This is a genomic window from Variovorax boronicumulans NBRC 103145 (genome assembly GCF_001591345.1).
Taxonomy (GTDB): domain Bacteria; phylum Pseudomonadota; class Gammaproteobacteria; order Burkholderiales; family Burkholderiaceae_C; genus Variovorax; species Variovorax boronicumulans.
Map to the genome: position 1 here is coordinate 155,038 of NZ_BCUS01000001.1, position 15,561 is coordinate 170,598.

The 15,561-nt window shown below is 67.2% G+C and carries 18 protein-coding genes; 10 read left to right on the forward strand and 8 right to left on the reverse strand.

All coding sequences use genetic code 11. The annotated features are described in order from the left end of the window. Nucleotides 1-3: 3 nt before the first annotated feature. The 5 genes from VBO01S_RS00745 (at nt 4) to VBO01S_RS00765 (ending at nt 4,700) form a co-directional block, all read left to right on the forward strand. Nucleotides 4-954 carry a PDR/VanB family oxidoreductase gene (locus VBO01S_RS00745; protein WP_062468979.1) on the forward strand — a complete coding sequence of 317 codons (951 nt, stop codon included), beginning with the start codon at nt 4-6 and terminating at the stop codon, nt 952-954. A 47-nt stretch (nt 955-1,001) separates the two neighbouring features. Next, nucleotides 1,002-1,970, forward strand: coding sequence for a Bug family tripartite tricarboxylate transporter substrate binding protein (locus VBO01S_RS00750; RefSeq protein ID WP_062468982.1), 969 nt, complete (start codon nt 1,002-1,004; stop codon nt 1,968-1,970). Between the two features lie 180 nt (nt 1,971-2,150). Further along, complete coding sequence (locus VBO01S_RS00755; protein WP_062468984.1) at nt 2,151-3,101, forward strand: hypothetical protein; 951 nt, start codon at nt 2,151-2,153, stop codon at nt 3,099-3,101. 73 nt (nt 3,102-3,174) lie between these two features. Then, nucleotides 3,175-3,669: a GFA family protein gene (locus VBO01S_RS00760; RefSeq protein ID WP_062468987.1), complete on the forward strand. Its 495-nt coding sequence runs from the start codon at nt 3,175-3,177 to the stop codon at nt 3,667-3,669. Further along, nucleotides 3,666-4,700 carry an NAD(P)/FAD-dependent oxidoreductase gene (locus VBO01S_RS00765; RefSeq protein ID WP_157627229.1) on the forward strand — a complete coding sequence of 345 codons (1,035 nt, stop codon included), beginning with the start codon at nt 3,666-3,668 and terminating at the stop codon, nt 4,698-4,700. Before VBO01S_RS00760 ends, VBO01S_RS00765 begins: the two co-directional genes overlap by 4 nt. 10 nt (nt 4,701-4,710) lie before the next feature. On the opposite strand, the gene VBO01S_RS00770 is transcribed toward VBO01S_RS00765, so the two are convergent. Then, nucleotides 4,711-5,130, reverse strand: coding sequence for a hypothetical protein (locus VBO01S_RS00770; RefSeq protein WP_062468993.1), 420 nt, complete (start codon nt 5,128-5,130; stop codon nt 4,711-4,713). Between the two features lie 52 nt (nt 5,131-5,182). Continuing rightward, nucleotides 5,183-6,076, reverse strand: a complete 894-nt coding sequence (locus tag VBO01S_RS00775; RefSeq protein WP_062468995.1) for a DMT family transporter — start codon at nt 6,074-6,076, stop codon at nt 5,183-5,185. Between the two features lie 214 nt (nt 6,077-6,290). On the opposite strand from VBO01S_RS00775, the gene VBO01S_RS00780 reads away from it, so the two are divergent. The 3 genes from VBO01S_RS00780 (at nt 6,291) to VBO01S_RS00790 (ending at nt 10,264) form a co-directional block, all read left to right on the forward strand. Further along, the gene (locus VBO01S_RS00780; protein WP_062468996.1) at nt 6,291-6,977 is read left to right on the forward strand and encodes a response regulator transcription factor; all 687 of its coding nucleotides are present in this window, start codon (nt 6,291-6,293) and stop codon (nt 6,975-6,977) included. A gap of 40 nt (nt 6,978-7,017) precedes the next feature. Beyond that, nucleotides 7,018-8,799 (forward strand): hybrid sensor histidine kinase/response regulator, encoded by a 1,782-nt coding sequence (locus VBO01S_RS00785; RefSeq protein WP_062468998.1) that lies wholly within the window; start codon nt 7,018-7,020, stop codon nt 8,797-8,799. Nucleotides 8,800-8,908: 109 nt separating this feature from the next. Beyond that, nucleotides 8,909-10,264 (forward strand): DUF8696 domain-containing protein, encoded by a 1,356-nt coding sequence (locus VBO01S_RS00790; RefSeq protein WP_157627230.1) that lies wholly within the window; start codon nt 8,909-8,911, stop codon nt 10,262-10,264. An 81-nt stretch (nt 10,265-10,345) separates the two neighbouring features. Here the strand turns inward: VBO01S_RS00790 and VBO01S_RS00795 are convergent, their stop codons facing one another. The 5 genes from VBO01S_RS00795 to VBO01S_RS32140 form a co-directional block, all read right to left on the reverse strand. Further along, nucleotides 10,346-11,506, reverse strand: coding sequence for an ABC transporter substrate-binding protein (locus tag VBO01S_RS00795; protein WP_062469003.1), 1,161 nt, complete (start codon nt 11,504-11,506; stop codon nt 10,346-10,348). A gap of 41 nt (nt 11,507-11,547) precedes the next feature. Then, nucleotides 11,548-12,126, reverse strand: coding sequence for a dihydrofolate reductase family protein (locus tag VBO01S_RS00800; protein ID WP_062469006.1), 579 nt, complete (start codon nt 12,124-12,126; stop codon nt 11,548-11,550). Nucleotides 12,127-12,157: 31 nt separating this feature from the next. Then, nucleotides 12,158-12,532, reverse strand: a complete 375-nt coding sequence (locus VBO01S_RS00805) for a tetratricopeptide repeat protein (protein ID WP_062469009.1) — start codon at nt 12,530-12,532, stop codon at nt 12,158-12,160. A 62-nt stretch (nt 12,533-12,594) separates the two neighbouring features. Beyond that, nucleotides 12,595-13,389, reverse strand: coding sequence for an ornithine carbamoyltransferase (locus VBO01S_RS00810; protein WP_062469012.1), 795 nt, complete (start codon nt 13,387-13,389; stop codon nt 12,595-12,597). Nucleotides 13,390-13,562: 173 nt separating this feature from the next. Next, nucleotides 13,563-13,907 (reverse strand): hypothetical protein, encoded by a 345-nt coding sequence (locus tag VBO01S_RS32140; protein WP_169805009.1) that lies wholly within the window; start codon nt 13,905-13,907, stop codon nt 13,563-13,565. 320 nt (nt 13,908-14,227) lie between these two features. Here VBO01S_RS32140 and VBO01S_RS00815 point away from each other — a divergent pair, with 320 nt between their 5' ends. Beyond that, nucleotides 14,228-14,515, forward strand: a complete 288-nt coding sequence (locus VBO01S_RS00815; protein WP_062469014.1) for a helix-turn-helix domain-containing protein — start codon at nt 14,228-14,230, stop codon at nt 14,513-14,515. A 13-nt stretch (nt 14,516-14,528) separates the two neighbouring features. On the opposite strand, the gene VBO01S_RS00820 is transcribed toward VBO01S_RS00815, so the two are convergent. Next, nucleotides 14,529-14,792, reverse strand: coding sequence for a hypothetical protein (locus VBO01S_RS00820; RefSeq protein ID WP_062469017.1), 264 nt, complete (start codon nt 14,790-14,792; stop codon nt 14,529-14,531). Nucleotides 14,793-15,145: 353 nt separating this feature from the next. On the opposite strand from VBO01S_RS00820, the gene VBO01S_RS00825 reads away from it, so the two are divergent. Then, nucleotides 15,146-15,561: LysR family transcriptional regulator (locus VBO01S_RS00825; RefSeq protein ID WP_157627232.1), on the forward strand; the 416-nt coding region annotated here is incomplete at its 3' end.

A 15,561-nucleotide genomic window follows, 5' to 3' on the forward strand; every position in this document is an offset into this window, starting at 1 on the left:
GCCATGAAGCTCCTCGTCACCCGCCTCACGCAAGAGGCGCAGGATGTGCTCGGCTTGGAATTGCGTGCGCAGGACGGCGCTGCGCTGCCGCCCTTCACCGCGGGCGCCCATGTGGACCTGCTGCTGCCCGGCGACATCCGCCGCCAGTACTCGCTGGCCAACTCGCCGCTGGAGCGCCACCGCTACGTGCTCGGTGTGGGCCTGGCGCCAGCCTCGCGCGGCGGCTCGGCCTTCGTTCACCAGCGCCTTGCCGTGGGCGATGTGCTCGAGGTGGGCGCGCCGCGCGCCCTGTTCGGCATCGACCCGGCCGCCACAGAGCATGTGTTCGTGGCCGGGGGCATCGGCATCACGCCCATCCTGAGCATGATCCTCTGGTGCGAGGCCCACGCCAGGCCCTGGAAGCTGCTGTACTGCGTGCGCACGCGGGCCCGTGCCGCCTATGCGTGGACGCTGGCGCGCCACCATGACCGCGTGCAGCTGCACGTGGACCAGGAAGCGGCGGGCACGCCACCCGACCTGGCGGGCTGGCTGGCCGGTACGGCCCCAGGCGCCCACCTCTACTGCTGCGGCCCCGAAGGGCTGATGAACGCGGTCGGCGCGGCCGCAGGCGTTGTCGGCATCGACAAGGCGGCCACCCATTTCGAACGCTTCGCACCGCCGGAACAAGCCACGCCCGCAGCGCCGGCCGGCACCTTCACCGTGGTGCTGCATCGCAGCGGCCAGAGGATCGAGGTCGCACCGCGGCAGAGCCTGCTCGATGCACTGGAAGGCGCCAACGTCAGCGTTCCCTTCTCGTGCCGCGAAGGCATGTGCCGCAGTTGCGAGGTGCCGCTGCTCGAGGGCGAGGCGGATCACCGCGACTTCGTGCTCAGCGACGAGGAGCGCGACAGCCACACCTGCATCCTGCCCTGCGTGTCTCGCGCGCGCAGCGCCGTGCTCGTCCTCGATCTCTGACGTCCCCCCACAACACCAACAACCCAACCCCACCACTGGAGACAACCATGTTCAAGAAAATGACTGCCGCATGCGCAGCGATCACGCTGGCGCTGCCCATCGCCGCGCAGGAGAGCTACCCCTCGCGGCCGATCCGCCTCGTCGTGCCCTACGCCGCCGGCGGCGCGACCGACTTCGTGGCACGCACCCTGGGCGATCGCCTGTCGAAATCGATGGGGCAGCCGGTGGTGGTCGACAACAAGGCGGGTGCGGCGGGTGCCATCGGCGCCGGCGAAGTCGGCCGCGCCAGGCCCGACGGCTACACGCTGCTGATGACCATCACCGATTCGCAGATCAACAACACGGCGCTGTTCAAGACCCTGGCCTACGACCCGCAGAAGGACTTCGTCGGCGTCACGCAGGTGGTGCGCAGCCCGGCGCTGATTTCCACGCACCCCGGCACCGGCATCAGGAGCATCGAAGACCTGAAGGCCAAGGTGGCCAAGGGCGTGAAACTGAGCTACGGGTCCTGGGGCGTCGGCGGGCTGGGCCACCTGGCCGGCGAGAGCCTCAACCGCGGCCTGAATGCAGGCATGGTGCATGTGCCGCAGCGCGGCGAAGGGCCGGTGGTGACCGACCTGCTGTCGGGCACCATCGACGTCGGACTGTCGTCGGTGCCCAGCGCGATGCAGCATGTGCCAACGGGCAAGGTCGTGCCGCTGGCCGTGCTGGGACGACAACGCTCCACCTCGCTCCCGCAGGTTCCGACCATGAACGAGCTGGGCTTCAAGGACCCGCTCTACGACACCAACGTCTGGATCGGGCTGCTGGCACCGGCGAAGACGCCACAGCCCATCGTCGACAAACTGGCCCGTGAAGTGCGCGCCATCGTCGGCTCGCCCGATGTCAGCCAGCTGTTCGTGGGCCGGGGCTTCGAGGTGATGAACAGCACGCCCGAGCAGTTCGCGGTGTCATACAAGGAGGAGTTCAACGTGATCACCAGGCGGATGCGCGACCTGGGCGTCGAGGCGCAATGAGGCAAGCGACCACCCGGACCGTCATGCAAGGACGACCGATGCATCTGCCGGGCGCCAACCGCCAGTGACCGTGTGGCCGGCCGCATCAGGCGTTCCCTAGGCGACAGGCGCGACGCGGAGACTTTGCCATCATCGCGAACTCGACTGGCGCCCGCCGCCGGCTACACGGAGCCCTCCCCCATGACCTCGCCTTTCACCACCACCGCCCTGGGCCTGTGCGGCCCGCTGCGCCAGCCGCGCCAGATGCTGGCCGACCAGACCTACGACGACCACAAGTCGATCCACGACGACGCGACGGCGGAAACGCTGGGCCTGCGCGCCGGGCCGATCGAAGGGCCGACGCACTTCAGCCAGTTCGACCCCTTGCTGTTCCATGTGTTCGGACAGGCCTGGTTCGAAACCGGCTGCATCAGCGCTCACTACCAGAACATGGTGGTCGAGGGCGAGTCGGTGCGCGCCTTTGTCGACCTGCCCGCGCCTGGCGCCACCTTCGTGCGCCTGCGCGCCGAGAAGGCCGACGGCACGCCGGTGCTGACCGGCACCGCATCGGTGGGCGATGCCTCGCAGCACCCGCACGAGCTGCCCCAGCGCATCGCGAAGCTGCGCCCGGCCCAAGGCCTGGTCATCAACCGCGACCTGCGCGTGGGCCAGCGCGGCGCCGTCGTCGAGAAGATCCGCATGGGCTTCGACCAGCACATGGGCGACCACTACCCCTTCACGCTCGCCGACAAGCTCAAGGTCATCACCGAGCCCTGCGACTGGTACACGGCCGAAGGCGGCCAACGCTCGCCGTGGGGCCGGGCCATCATCCCGACCGAGATGATCAGCGTGCTGCTCGGCTCCACCAGCGCCGAAGCGCAACTGAATGGCCGCAAGCCGGCCGTGGGCCTGTTCGCCGGGCAGGAGATTCGCCTCATCAAGGGCCCGCTCTTCGTCGACCAGGACTACGAACTGGAGCGCGAGATCATCGCGCTGAGCGAGAGCGCGCGCACCGAATCCGTGTGGGTGCGCACCAAGGTCTACGAGATGCCGTCGCGCACGCTCGTGGCCGAGATGATCCTCAATGGCGCGACGATGAAGGCGTCGTACCCCCACTACGAAGCCGAGGCCAAGGAGCTGGGGCTGGCCTGAGCGGCGGTTGGCGCAGCTGCGTCGAGCGCCGTCGGTCGAGGGGGCAGAATCCCCTCTTTTTTCCGGGTGCCGTATGCCAGCTGTACTTGAAGGGGGTTGCCTCTGCGGCAAGGTCCGATTCAGCACGACCCAGCCGCCGCTGCGCACGTTCGCGTGCCATTGCACGTTCTGCCAGCGCATGACCGGCACGTCCTTCTACGCCGAGTCGCTTTTTCCGATGGACGCCGTGCAGTTCAACGAAGGCGAACTGCGGCAGTACGCGCACCGATCGGACGGCAGCCACAAGCAGGTCTTCGTTCATTTCTGCCCCTCGTGCGGCACGACGATGGGCCTGACCTTCGAGCGCTGGCCCGATGTGCGCGCCATCTCGCGCGGTTGCTATGACGACCCCAACGCGGTCGAACTCACGAGCCACATCTGGACCCGCTCCGCCCAAAGCGGCGTGGCCTTGCCGGCCGACGTGGATTGCTTTGCCGGGGCGCGGGCCACGCTCGATGGCCAGCCGGAAGTGGCCTCGCGGCATGAAGCGGCTGTGCTGGCTCGGCCATCAGGCATCCCTGCTTCGTGAAGCGCAGAGCCCAGGTCATCGTGGTGGGCGGCGGCCTCATGGGGGCGTCGGCTGCGTGGCATCTGACCAAGGCAGGTGCCACGGTCACGTTGGTTGAACGCGCGCCCGACGATCTCTTCTCTGCGACCGCTTCGTCTTTCGGATGGGTCGGTGCCAGCGCGAGCACGCCTTCCGGCAACCCGGCCGCCTTCGCCCAGAGATTGAAGGCGCTGGAAGAGTTCGCCCGTCTCGAGCGCGAACTCGGCCCGTTGCCGATCGCAGCGCGCGGCGCGCTTCTCTGGTGCTCTACGGAAGACGAAACGGCCGCCATGGTTGCCGAACATCGAGCCGCCGGCACACGCATGGAAGGGCTCGCCCGCCACCATGTCGCCGAGAAGGAACCGACGCTGGCAGACCCACCGCCGCTCGCCGCCTGGGCGCCCGACGACTTCGCATTGGAGCCGGCCGCATTCGCACGCCAGCTGCTGGCAGCAGCGCAAGCCGCCGGGGCCCGCATCCGCCAGGGCACGGTGGAAGCGATCGAAGCCACGGGCCATCGGGTCACCGGTGTCGTGATCGACGGGCACTCACTTTCTGCCGACATCGTGGTGCTCGCCAACGGCCATGGCGCGCGCACGCTGGCCTCGACGGTCGGCGTCGACCTGCCGATCCATGCGTCACCCGCGGTGCTGATTCGATTCGATGCGCAGGCGCACGGCATGCGTCACCTGGTTTGCGCACAGGACCTGGAGCTGCGCCCCACTCTGGGCGGTGGCCTTGTGTCTGCGGCCGACTGCCCGGACGACGGCGAGCACGGCCTGCCAGCCCTTGCCGCGCGAACCGGCGATGCCATTGCGCAGCTGCTCGGGATCGCGGTGGCGCCACCGCTGCTTTCCATCCACGCCGCGCAGCGCCCCATGACGAACGACGGCAGGCCGCTTTGCGGCCCTGTCGGCAAGATCGAAGGCTTGCATGCCGTGGTCGCGCACCCTGGCGTGATCCTGGCGCCGCTGCTAGGTCGACGTTGCGCCGAAGCGGTTCTGGGTTCTTGACGGCGGACGTTCAGCGCGGTCGCGACGCCACACGTTGCGCCTCTTCCCTGAGGTACGAAGAGGCCGCCGTGTTCGCCAGATCGTGCAGCGTCTGCAGCAATGAGACGCCGCCGATCTCCGTCGTGCCGGCGTTCAGGATGCGCCCGACCATCGTGATGCCGAGTTCGCTGGGCTGTCGCGCGAGGGAGCGAAGAAGCTCAGGCTGGTAGTTGGGCAAGCTCTCCAATCCGTGAACGATGGTCCACATGACCCCGTAGCCGTCTTCCTCCGGGTAGCGCTCGAAAACGCTCAGCATTTCGGGCATGGCTTGCTCCGGACTGCCCGCCCGCCAGAGTTCATCCAGAAGCGAATCCAGGTGGCGCCAGTTGCCGTCCTCCGGCGGTTCGAAGTTGGCGATGTCGTGAGCGATCTCGGAAGTGGTTCGGGGCATTGAAAGTCTTGTGCGCGTGGCTGCTTCCGGCCGACTCTAGCCGTTCAACAGCTCAAGCGGCCTTCCGCTTTTTCTGTACGGACCTCGGCGCCTCGCTGCGCGCCAGCCACAGTCCGCTCGCCACGATCAACGCTCCGCCGCCCAGCGTCCATGCATCGGGCGCGGCCTGCCAGAACACCCAGTCCATCAACAGAGCCCATGCGAGCGCGCTGTACTCGAAGGGCGCGATCGCCGCGGCCTGGCCGTGGCGGAAGGCCTCGGCGATGGCCAGCTGGCCCAGGAAGCCGCTGAGGGCCAGGCCTGCCAGCGCCCACGCGTGCCCGGCCTGCAGCGGCACCCATTGCGGCGCCGCGAACAGGCTGCCGCCGAGCGCCATGCCCGCCGTGGTCCAGAAGACCAGCGCGGCGCTCGGCTCGGTGCGGCTGATGAGCCGGCCCAGCATGTTCGACAGCGCATAGCAGACGGCCGCCACCAGGATCGCCAGCGCGCCCGTCGAGAGAAAAGCACCCTGCTCGGGCCGCAGCGCGACCACCACGCCGACGAAGCCCAGCCCGATGGCGATCCAGTGCCGCGGCAGAATCGACTCGCCCAGCAGCGGCACGGCGATGAGCACCATCAGCAGCGGCGCGATGAACGTGAGCGTGTAGGCCTCGGCCAGGCCCAGGGTCTTCAGGCCGTGCACGAAGAGCACCAGCATCGTCATGTTCAGCGCCGTGCGCAGCAGGTGCAGGCGCCAGCGCAGCCGGCGGTTGAAAACGCCGGCCGCCTCGCGCCGCCAGGCGATGTACACGCACACCAGCGGCAGCGCCGTGAGACCGCGCAGCGCCATCACCTGCACCGGCGGGTAGTGCCCGGCCAGGGTCTTGAGCAGCGCGTCCATGCAGGCGAAGAAGGCGCAGGCCAACAGCATCGCGGCGATACCGCGCAGGGTTCCGGTCGATTGCATAGGCGGGTTGTCTCCCGGCAGTGGCCGGGAGGAAGGAGGCTGGTTTCTGAACGCCTGCAACAGGCGCTGCGCAGGTCGGTCCCGACCGACTGTAGCCGGTCGGCCGGCAAGGCATATGCCTTTGTGCGTATGTCTTTTCCCTTCGCCAATGCGGCGTGCGTCATGACTTTGGTCATTTCAGGTTCGCAGTCGTCCGCACTACCATGCCCGGACCATGGCCACTGCCACACCACAGCCGTCGCATGCCGCGCCGTTGCGCAGCGAGGCCGGCATTGCCATTCCCGCGCGAGGCATCCTGGTGGTCGACGACCACGAGCTGGTGCGCCTGGGCCTGCGGGCGCTGCTGCTGGCGGAGACCGGCAGCGTGCCGGTGTACGAGGCACGCTCGCTGGCCGACGCCTTGCACCTGTACGAGCTTCATCTCGCGTCGCACTTCCTGGTGCTGCTCGACCTCGACCTGCCCGACGCCCAGGGGCTGGACACCCTCGTGCGCTTCAAGCGCGCCTTTCCCGCATCGCGCGTGGTCGTGCTCTCGGGCAAGGACAGCCATCCGCTGATGCAGGGCGCGATGGCGCTCGGCGCGCAGGCCTTCCTGCCCAAGACCGGGCACCTGGGCGAGGTGCTGCGCTACGTGCGCGACAACGACCTGGTCGGCCTGCCGGCCCGGCCCCTGGCGGACGCACCCGCCCCCGTGCACGCGAAGGCGGCCGTGGCCGAGTTGCAGCCGCAGCTCAATGCGCGCCAGGTCGAGATCCTCGACTGGCTGCTGGCCGGCAAGTCGAACAAGGAGATCGCCCAGCTGTCGCGCCTGACCGAGGGCACGGTCAAGAACCACGTGTCCACCCTGTTGCTGCTGTTCGGCATGCGCTCGCGGGCCCAGCTCATCAGCAGCCTGAGGTGACGCCCGCGCACGGTGCGGCCTTCGACATGGCGATGCCCGCATGCCTGCGATGACCGAGCTGCATCCGCCCGCGCTGGCGCAGCGCGTGCTGCGCGAGCAGGTGGCCACGGTGCATGCCAACGCGCCGGCCGCCTACCTCGCGGACTTCCTCACGGCGCAGACGCTGGGCATCGGCCTGTTCGTGGCCACGCGGCGCTGGCAGGTGCTGCTGTGGATGGCGCTGCACCTGGCACTGACCCTGCGACGCGCGTACCGGCGCTACCAGCGCAGCCCCGATGCGGCGGCCCACCCCGAGTACTGGGCCCGCTTCAATGCGCGCAACGTGCTCATGCGCTCCTGCGTCTGGGGCCTGGCGCCCTGGCTGTGCGTGCCGCCGGGGCGCAACCTCGGGCTGTGGGTCATGGTCATCGTCATGATGATGGGCGGCTGCGCCGGCGGTGCGCTGTCGCTGGCCGTTCTCAAGCGCAACATCCCCCGCTTCATCGTGCCCAGCATGGCGAGCCTGACCCTGGCGCTGGCCTGGCGCGGCGATACCGTGCACCTGTTCCTGGCCACCGGCTGCCTGCTGTACATGGGCGTCATGATCATCTTCGCGCTGCAGCACCATCGGCTGCTGACCGCCGCACTGACCATGCGTTTCGAGAAGGAGGCGCTGGCCGAGCAGCTGAGCCACCAGATTGCCGCGACCCAGCGCGCCAGCGAGGAGAAGACGCGCTTCCTTGCCGCGGCCAGCCACGACCTGCGCCAGCCCCTGCACGCCATCGCGCTGTTCGGCGCCGTCATCGAGAAGAAGCTCCAGGGCAGCGACGAATGGAACCACGCGGCGCGGCTGATGGATGCGGTCGGAACGCTCGGCGATTCGCTGGACACCCTGCTCGACATCTCGCGGCTGGACGCCGGCGAGGTGTCGCCACAGATCCGCCCTGTGGAACTCAACCCGCTGTTCCTTGCGCTCAACAATGTGTTCGCGGCCCAGGCGGCCGACCGCGACCTGCAATTGCGATTGCGCGCCACGCCGTGCTGGGTGCTGAGCGACCCGCAGCTGCTGCAGCGGCTGCTGTCCAACCTCGTGGACAACGCGCTCAAGTACACGGTGCGCGGCGGCGTGGTGGTGGCCGCCCGTGCACGCGGGCCGCTGGTGTGGATCGACGTCTGCGACACCGGCATCGGCATCCCGCACGAGCACCTGGGCCGCATCTTCGACGAGTTCTACCAGGTCGGGAATCCGGGGCGCGACCGCGCGCAGGGGCTGGGCATCGGCCTGTCCATCGTGCACCGGCTCTCGCGCCTGATGGCGCACCCGCTGCAGGTGCGCTCGCGCCTGGACCACGGCAGCCGCTTTCGCCTGGTGCTGCCGGCGGTGTCGGCTTCGGGCGTCGCGCCGCTCGCCGTGCGCCCGGACGCTGCCTTGCCGTTGCCGCAGCGCGTGCTGCTCATCGACGACGAAGCCGCGATCCGCCAGGCCGTCACCGGGCTGCTGCAGGCCCACGGCGTGCGCATCGACGCCGTGGCCAGCGAGGCCGAAGCCGAGGCCGTGCTCGCGCAGGCCGCGCACGCAAGCGCCCCTGTCGAGGTGCTGCTGTGCGACGTGCGGCTGGCCGACGGCGGCGACGGGCTGGCCGCCGCGCAGCGGCTGTGCGCGCGCTTCGGCCCCGGCCTGCAGGCGCTGTTGATCACCGGCGAAACCGCGCCGCAGCGGCAGCAGCAGATGCGCGAATCGGGGCTGCAGGTGCTGCTCAAGCCCGTGGCGGCCGACCGGCTGCTGCAGACCCTGGCATCGCTGACCGGGCACGATGCAACGCACGCCGGCATGCGCGCCTGAGCACTTTTTTTGCGGGGTGTCGATGACCTTCGACACTGGATTGCGGGTATTGCCGACCCTACCGTGGAGGCCTTCTCTCTCACTCCACTTGAAAAAAGGAAGGCCCCTCATGACTACCTCTCGTCCCGTTCTTCGTGCATGGCGCGCACCTGCCGCGCTGATGGTGATGAACCTCGTGCTCGCGGCTTGCGGTGGGGGCGGCGGCGGAGGCGGCGGTTTCCCCGGCTTCGCCGTCGCCCCTGCACCGGCCCCTGCAGCCCAGGACACACCGCCGCCCGCCCCCGCGCCGGAAGACACCACGCCCGCCATCACCACGCAGCCATCGGACACCACCGTGGGCCAGGGCGTGGCCGCCACGCTGAAGGTGCAGGCCGTGCACGCCACCGCCTACCAGTGGCAGCGCAGCGTCGATGGCGGCGCCAGCTGGAGCGACGTCGCAGGCGCCACCGGCGACAGCTTCACCACCGCCGCCGGCCAGCTGGCCGACAGCGGCCAGCAGCTGCGCGTGCAGGTGACCGGCGGCAACGGCAGCGTGACCAGCCATGCCGCCACGTTGACCGTGAAGCCCTGGGTCGCCACCGTGCTGGCGACCACCGGCGTGACCTACAACCGCCCCTACCAGCTCGTCCTGGACGCCAGCGGCGCGAACCTCTACGTGGCCATGGGCGGCAACGGCTCGGTCTACCGCATCGACACGGCCAGCGGCACCGGCGCCGAAGTCACGCCGGGGTCGACCATGAATACGCCGTATGGCCTGGCACTGGCAGCCGACGGCACCCTGTACGTGAGCGACCAGCACCGCATCAACAAGATCGCCCCCAACGCCACCACCTACAGCACCTGGGTCGGCGACACCAGCAGAGGCTATGCCGACAGCCCGGCCACGCCGATGTTCGACAACCCCGCCAGCATCGCGCTCGACGGTGCGGGCAACCTGTTCGTGGCGGACCTGGGAAACAAGCGCGTGCGCAAGGTCGCAGCCGATGGCACCACGAGCACGCTCGCGGGCGACGGCACGCAGGCCAACCTGGACGGGGTCGGCACCGCCGCCCAGTTTGCGCGCCCGCAGGGCCTGGCGATCAGCCGCGATGGCCGCACGCTGTACGACACGGACACCGACAGCCTGTGCCTGCGCAAGATCGACGTGGCCAGCGCCACGGTGAGCACGCCGCTGGGCGATTGCGCCAACGGCGGCGTGGTCGACGGAACCTCCGCCACGCCAGCCCGGCTCGGCTTCTCCTACGGCGTGACGGTGGATGCGCACGACAACGTGTTCCTGACACACGCCTGGGACGGCGTGGCGCGCGTGGTCACGCCTGCGGGCGAGATCAGCACGCTGCGCGACAGCACCGGCGCGGCGATGGCGTTCAATTTCCCGATCGGCGTGGCAGTGGCCAGCGACGGCAGCGTCTACGTGGGCGCCTCCAACGGCAACCAGATCTTCAAGCTCACGCTGGCGCCCTGAGTCTGAGTGGAACCGCCGGGTCTTCCGGCTCGCACCGCGCGATCCGAAGACCCGGCGAGCGACATGTCCCGGCCGCCGCCCCTACCGACACTCGTTCCAGTACCCATCCGGATTCGCCTCCAGCGGCGTGGCGACCCGCTTGAGCGACACGCGGCCCTGCGCGTCCTTCGCGACCACGAAGACGTGCCCGTCCTGCACCGGGAAACCGTTGCGCAGAAACTTGAAGCCGCTGCGCACCGACGAAAAGTCGGCCTCGTTGAGTGCGTTGCGCAAGGCTCCGCGATCGGCGACGGAGCCCTTGGTCTCCTTCAGCGCGCGGTCGATCAGGAGCGCCGCATCGAAACCTTGCGCCGCATACTGCGAGGGGATGCGCCCGTGCCTCTTTTCGAAGGCGGCAACGAAAGCCTTGCTCGTCGGGCTCGGCAGGTCGGGGCCCCAGACCGCGCCGGCCAGCACATGGAGCGCAGCATCCTTGAGCAGCGGCAGCGTCGTGCCATCAACCGTGCCCACGGTCAGCAAGGGCACCTTGCTCAGCAGGCCCGAGCGGTTCATCTGCTGGATGAAGTTCACGCCCATGTCGCCCGGCAGGAAGGCCACCACCGCATCGGGCGCCACGCGCTGGATCTGCGTCAGCGCCGCCGCGTAGTCGGTCTGGTCGGGCTTGACGTTGATTTCGCTCACCACCTCACCCGAGTAGTAGCGCTTGAAGCCGCGCAGCTGGTCCTTGCCCGACGCGTTGTCGGGCGCAATGAACAGCGTCTTCCAGTAACCCTTGTCGACCGCGTACCGTCCCACGATCCCGGCCTGGTACTCGTCCTGGTACGAGGCGAAGACGAACCTGGTGTTGCACTGCTTGCCGGCGATCGGCGCGGGGCCGGCATTCGAGCCGACGAACAGCATGCCCGCCCGGGCCATCGGCTTGGCCATGGCCATCATCACGTCGGAGAAGGTCACACCGGTGATGAAGCTGACCTTGTCCTTCTCGATCAGGTTCTGCACCAGCTGCGCCCCGCGCTCGGGGTTGTGCTGGTCGTCTTCCTTGAGGACCGCCACGGGAACACCGCCGAGCATGCCTTGGCGCTGCTCGACCGCCAGCATGAAGCCGTCGTACTGCTCCTGCCCGAGCGCGGCCCCGGGGCCGGAGAGCGTGCCGACGAAGCCGATGTTGACCTGCGCGGAAACGGCCAGTGCCGCGGCGCCCAATGTGCAGGCCACGAGGGCCGTGCGGATGCGGTGGATCAAGATGTTCCTTGTGATTTCGCTCGCGATGTTTCGCGGTTCGACTACTCGGCCTTCAAAGGGCCGACGACCTTGTAGGCACTGAGGAGGATGCCTGACGGCATTGCTTTCGTGGTGACGAGCTCGAAGGCGCGGGGTGGCGTGCCCTGCGCGAAGAAGCGCTTTCCTGCGCCCAGCAGCACCGGATAGACGACCAGCAGGACTTCGTCCACCAGGCCATGCTCCAGCAGCGTCGATGTCAGCGTGGAACTGCCCCAGAGGATCAGGTTCGGGCCAGCCTGCGACTTGATGCGGCGAACGCCCTCGACGACGTCCGGCCCCACGCTTTCGAACGGGCCCCACGAAAGGCTTTCGGGGCGGTGGGTCACGACATGCTTGGTCGCCGCATTCAAGCCGTCCGCCATCGCGCTGCTCGGTGCCTTGGGCCAGTAGTCCGACCACATGTCGTAGGTGCGACGCCCGAGCAGCAGGTCGAAGCGCTCGCCATGCGCGGCGAGCACTTCATCTCGACCGGCGGGGCTGCGGTAGGGCGTGGTCCAGTCCGCGTAGGGAAAGCCGTCTTCGCCCGAGGTCTGGATCACGCCATCCAGCGAGATGTGCTCCATGATTTTCAGCGTTCTCATGCGGGTCTCCTTGCTTGGGGTGGGAGGGGGCTCAATGGGCCTGCGCATCAAAGTATGCCGGCCACGACAGCGGCGAAGCCTGGAGCCCTTCGGCCCCACGGAATGCAGACATGGCTTTCGCGCGTGAGCCGAAGTTCATCGTTGCCACACCGAGGTTGAAGAACGTGTTCCGATCGGTGGAGCCGAGTTCGACTGCACGCTTCAGGACGGATGCAGCCTCTTTGTGCTTGCCTTGATCGGAAAGCACGGCGCCCAAGCACGTCAGCGCAAGGACATTGCCAGGAGATTCAACGAGCGCCTTCGAGAGCAACGCTTGCGCAGAGGCAAGGTTGGCTTCCCACTTGTCGGGGTTGTTCCATGCGTCCTCAACAAGCGATCGACTGATGGAGATGAAGTCCTCGCTCATAGGCTATTCAGGTTTTTTCGACTCTATTCCGTTCAGCACTCGACTGACCGAGCCCGGTCGATTCAGGTTGCAAGCAGATATTGAAGCACCGCTCTTTGCACCGGCAAGAGGAGCTTCTTCTGCTCGTAGCCGGCGAAGTGCGGATAGCGACGAGGGTCCACCGAAAGTTCACCACTGACAGTGAACGGTGGCGTCGGCAACAGCACGGGGTTGCCCATCCGAGTCAGATCTTCGACGGACAGCGGACGGCTCAACTGCTCCGTGCCCCGAGGCCAGCCATCGGTGATGACCACGTCCGCTGCTTCTGGGGAGGACGATGAAAAGGCGACGTTGGGGATGGTTTCGTGGAAGCTCTCATGGCAGACATGAACCAGCGTAAAGCCCATCACGCTGGCCAGCTCGTGCCACGAACGAAACACGTTGGTCGGCGGCCCCCAAAGGCAGATGCGCACCTTCTGGATCGGACTCATGGTCGTTTCGATGAAGTAGGCGTCCGTAAGAACTTCGCACGGATGGCCGGCATTCGACATCGCGTTGACGACCGGCCTGCGGGACGAAGCAGCGAACTCCGCGAGGCGCTCATGGTTCGATTCCCGGATGACGTAGATGTCATAGAACGGGTCGAGATAGCCTGCGAGATCGCACACGCGTTCGCCAGTTTTCAGGAGATTCGGCAGTTCGATGACGGACAGGTTCAGTTCGTGGAACGCCTTCAGGAACGTCGTGCGCGTGCGAATGCCATTTCCTTCGAACGACCAGGCGGCGGTGCCTTGAACATCCACAGCGGGCGATGCGGCCAGGCGCCAGATCGCGTGAACATCCTCGGGGGCAAGTACTGACAGGCTGACTAGGTGCATGGCTGGGGATACGTCAGAGACTTGAGATTGGAGGCTGCGATTGCACGTCCGGTTCTGGTCGACTTTCTGTCGGACGCGCTCACAACGATCGGGCCATGAGCGGTTCCACATTGCGGCCCTGAACGTACTACCTGCTCGAGCTGCACTGCACCTCGACCAGCCAAGTTCCGTCGCTATGAACCGGCTCGCGCGAAACGTGTAATCACAACGATGTCGGTCTGCTGACTGGTACCAGCCGACGGCGGCATGATCTTCGCTAGCTCAGCGGCTGTCTGCTCAACAATCAACTGCAATTTCCCTTGATCAAATTCCACGCGCTTCCTGGAAACCATTCCAAGCTGAATTGCCAGATTCGACTCAATGATGGTCGTTTCGATGGTTTGATCGTCGATCCACCTGTAGGTCCCGGCAGATCGAAAGTTTGGGCCGGTTGAAGACCATGTAGTTGGTCCGAACTCCGCAAAACTTTCTCCGTTGCTGGGCTGCGGTACAAGCCGCGTCCCGTTCACGATCTTCACCAGATCAATGTGACGCCATTTGCCCAAGAGCAATTGCTTCGAGGCGAACGCAGCTGGCCCCTCTCGCAAGTCGGCCGCAACGTTCGCAGACGCGGAAGCCGTCGACGGTTGTTTTGGGACGGAGCACGCAGCACAAAGCGCAAAAACAAGTGGCACAAGAAGATGTCGCATGTCTGACTGTAAAACACAGAGTAGGAACAATCGCGCAGCTCATCGAGAGAACGTCGCCAACAGCCTTTGTGCCGAAGCGCGCCGCGCAGTGCGCCCTCTGCGCGGAAGCCTCTCTACCGACCTTCGCCAGGAGCGGACACAATCACCCCATGGCCAAAGGAAAACGAATCTCTTCCGACATTGGGGACGACGCGATCGAAGCGATCAAGGCGTTCGGGGCTGCCGCCAAGCTGGCGCGCACCACCGCTGGCGAAGGCCAGGCCGTCGCTGCCGCGCGCCTGGGCGTTCATGTCCAGACGATCGCGCGGATCGAATCGGGGGAGCCGGGCGTTGCCATCGGGCACGTGCTCGGCATGCTGGCGCTCTACGGCATCTCGACGACGTTGCAGCAGCGACAGCAGCAACCACCGACGGAGAGCGGCGAGCGCCCCTCCTGAGCTGTCAGCCTAGCTAGGCATCGCCCACGGCAGCACGCAGCGACTGCAGCGTGGCCTCGGCGGCTTCGATGCGCCGCTGCAGTTCTTCGTTGATCAGCCGCACGAGCGCGCCGAGTTCGGTGCGCGTCGGGTACACATCGTCGATGTCGTTCACGTGTTGCGGCACGATGAGTTTCTCGACGCACGCATACGCGCGGCGCACCGTGTGAAAGCTGTCGAGGTCGTCGCAGGCCTGCAAGGCGAGCGATTCGGCTGTGACGGAAGGGGCGAGAGCCATGCGTGGCCTCCAGGCAGTTCGGTTTGCAACAACCGTCGCACCCAACGCCAATTGAGGGCGGCAGCTCGAACAGGTTGGCGTACCGGGAACTGCTTGCGCAAACCGGCGAGCCTCGCGGCTCCCTGCTCGAGCCGCCAAAAAAAGGAGGCACGAACGACAAAGCCACAGAGTCTCTGCGGAGAAATCTGCGGCTTTCGTCGCAGCAGTTACACGGGACGCCAATCCCGGCCACGCCTGTTTTTGACGTGACGGCCGCAGTATAGCCACGCACCTCCACCCCCTTCGCAGCGCAAAACCGGGATGCCCCTACGACCCGTGCCCCCTCCCCCGATGCTGGAACAATGCGCCGATCTATGGATGGTCTCGATCTCATCAAAACGTTCCGCGAAGTCGCGTTCCGGCGCAGCTTCTCCCGCGCGGCCCTTTCGCTGGGCATGTCCAAGGCGACGGTCAGCCGCTATGTGGCTGAGCTGGAAGCGCGCAGCGGCGTGCGCCTGCTCAACCGCTCGACCCGCTCCCTGAGCCTCACCGACGCGGGCGAGGTGCTGCTGGAGCGCAGCACCGAGCTGGTGACGATGGCCGAGAACACGCTCAACGACCTGCAGGCGCACGGCTCGCACCCGCGCGGGCGCCTGCGCATGAGCGCGCCGCACGGGCTCATCGCGGGCTGGCTTTCGGACGTGATCGCGGAGTTCATCAAGCTCTACCCCGATGTGTACGTGAGCCTGAATTTCACCAACCACGACATCGACCTGATCGAGGAAGGCAT

What these genes read in the sequence shown, in the direction of transcription:
- VBO01S_RS00820 (WP_062469017.1), bottom strand. Translation starts at nt 14,792, where the DNA reads ATGGCTCTCGCCCCTTCCGTCACAGCCGAATCGCTCGCCTTGCAGGCC.
- VBO01S_RS00745 (WP_062468979.1), top strand. Translation starts at nt 4, where the DNA reads ATGAAGCTCCTCGTCACCCGCCTCACGCAAGAGGCGCAGGATGTGCTC.
- VBO01S_RS00815 (WP_062469014.1), top strand. Translation starts at nt 14,228, where the DNA reads ATGGCCAAAGGAAAACGAATCTCTTCCGACATTGGGGACGACGCGATC.
- VBO01S_RS00805 (WP_062469009.1), bottom strand. Translation starts at nt 12,532, where the DNA reads ATGAGCGAGGACTTCATCTCCATCAGTCGATCGCTTGTTGAGGACGCA.
- VBO01S_RS00775 (WP_062468995.1), bottom strand. Translation starts at nt 6,076, where the DNA reads ATGCAATCGACCGGAACCCTGCGCGGTATCGCCGCGATGCTGTTGGCC.
- VBO01S_RS00810 (WP_062469012.1), bottom strand. Translation starts at nt 13,389, where the DNA reads ATGCACCTAGTCAGCCTGTCAGTACTTGCCCCCGAGGATGTTCACGCG.
- VBO01S_RS00750 (WP_062468982.1), top strand. Translation starts at nt 1,002, where the DNA reads ATGTTCAAGAAAATGACTGCCGCATGCGCAGCGATCACGCTGGCGCTG.
- VBO01S_RS00770 (WP_062468993.1), bottom strand. Translation starts at nt 5,130, where the DNA reads ATGCCCCGAACCACTTCCGAGATCGCTCACGACATCGCCAACTTCGAA.
- VBO01S_RS00755 (WP_062468984.1), top strand. Translation starts at nt 2,151, where the DNA reads ATGACCTCGCCTTTCACCACCACCGCCCTGGGCCTGTGCGGCCCGCTG.
- VBO01S_RS00800 (WP_062469006.1), bottom strand. Translation starts at nt 12,126, where the DNA reads ATGAGAACGCTGAAAATCATGGAGCACATCTCGCTGGATGGCGTGATC.
- VBO01S_RS00790 (WP_157627230.1), top strand. Translation starts at nt 8,909, where the DNA reads ATGACTACCTCTCGTCCCGTTCTTCGTGCATGGCGCGCACCTGCCGCG.
- VBO01S_RS00760 (WP_062468987.1), top strand. Translation starts at nt 3,175, where the DNA reads ATGCCAGCTGTACTTGAAGGGGGTTGCCTCTGCGGCAAGGTCCGATTC.
- VBO01S_RS00780 (WP_062468996.1), top strand. Translation starts at nt 6,291, where the DNA reads ATGGCCACTGCCACACCACAGCCGTCGCATGCCGCGCCGTTGCGCAGC.
- VBO01S_RS00785 (WP_062468998.1), top strand. Translation starts at nt 7,018, where the DNA reads ATGCCTGCGATGACCGAGCTGCATCCGCCCGCGCTGGCGCAGCGCGTG.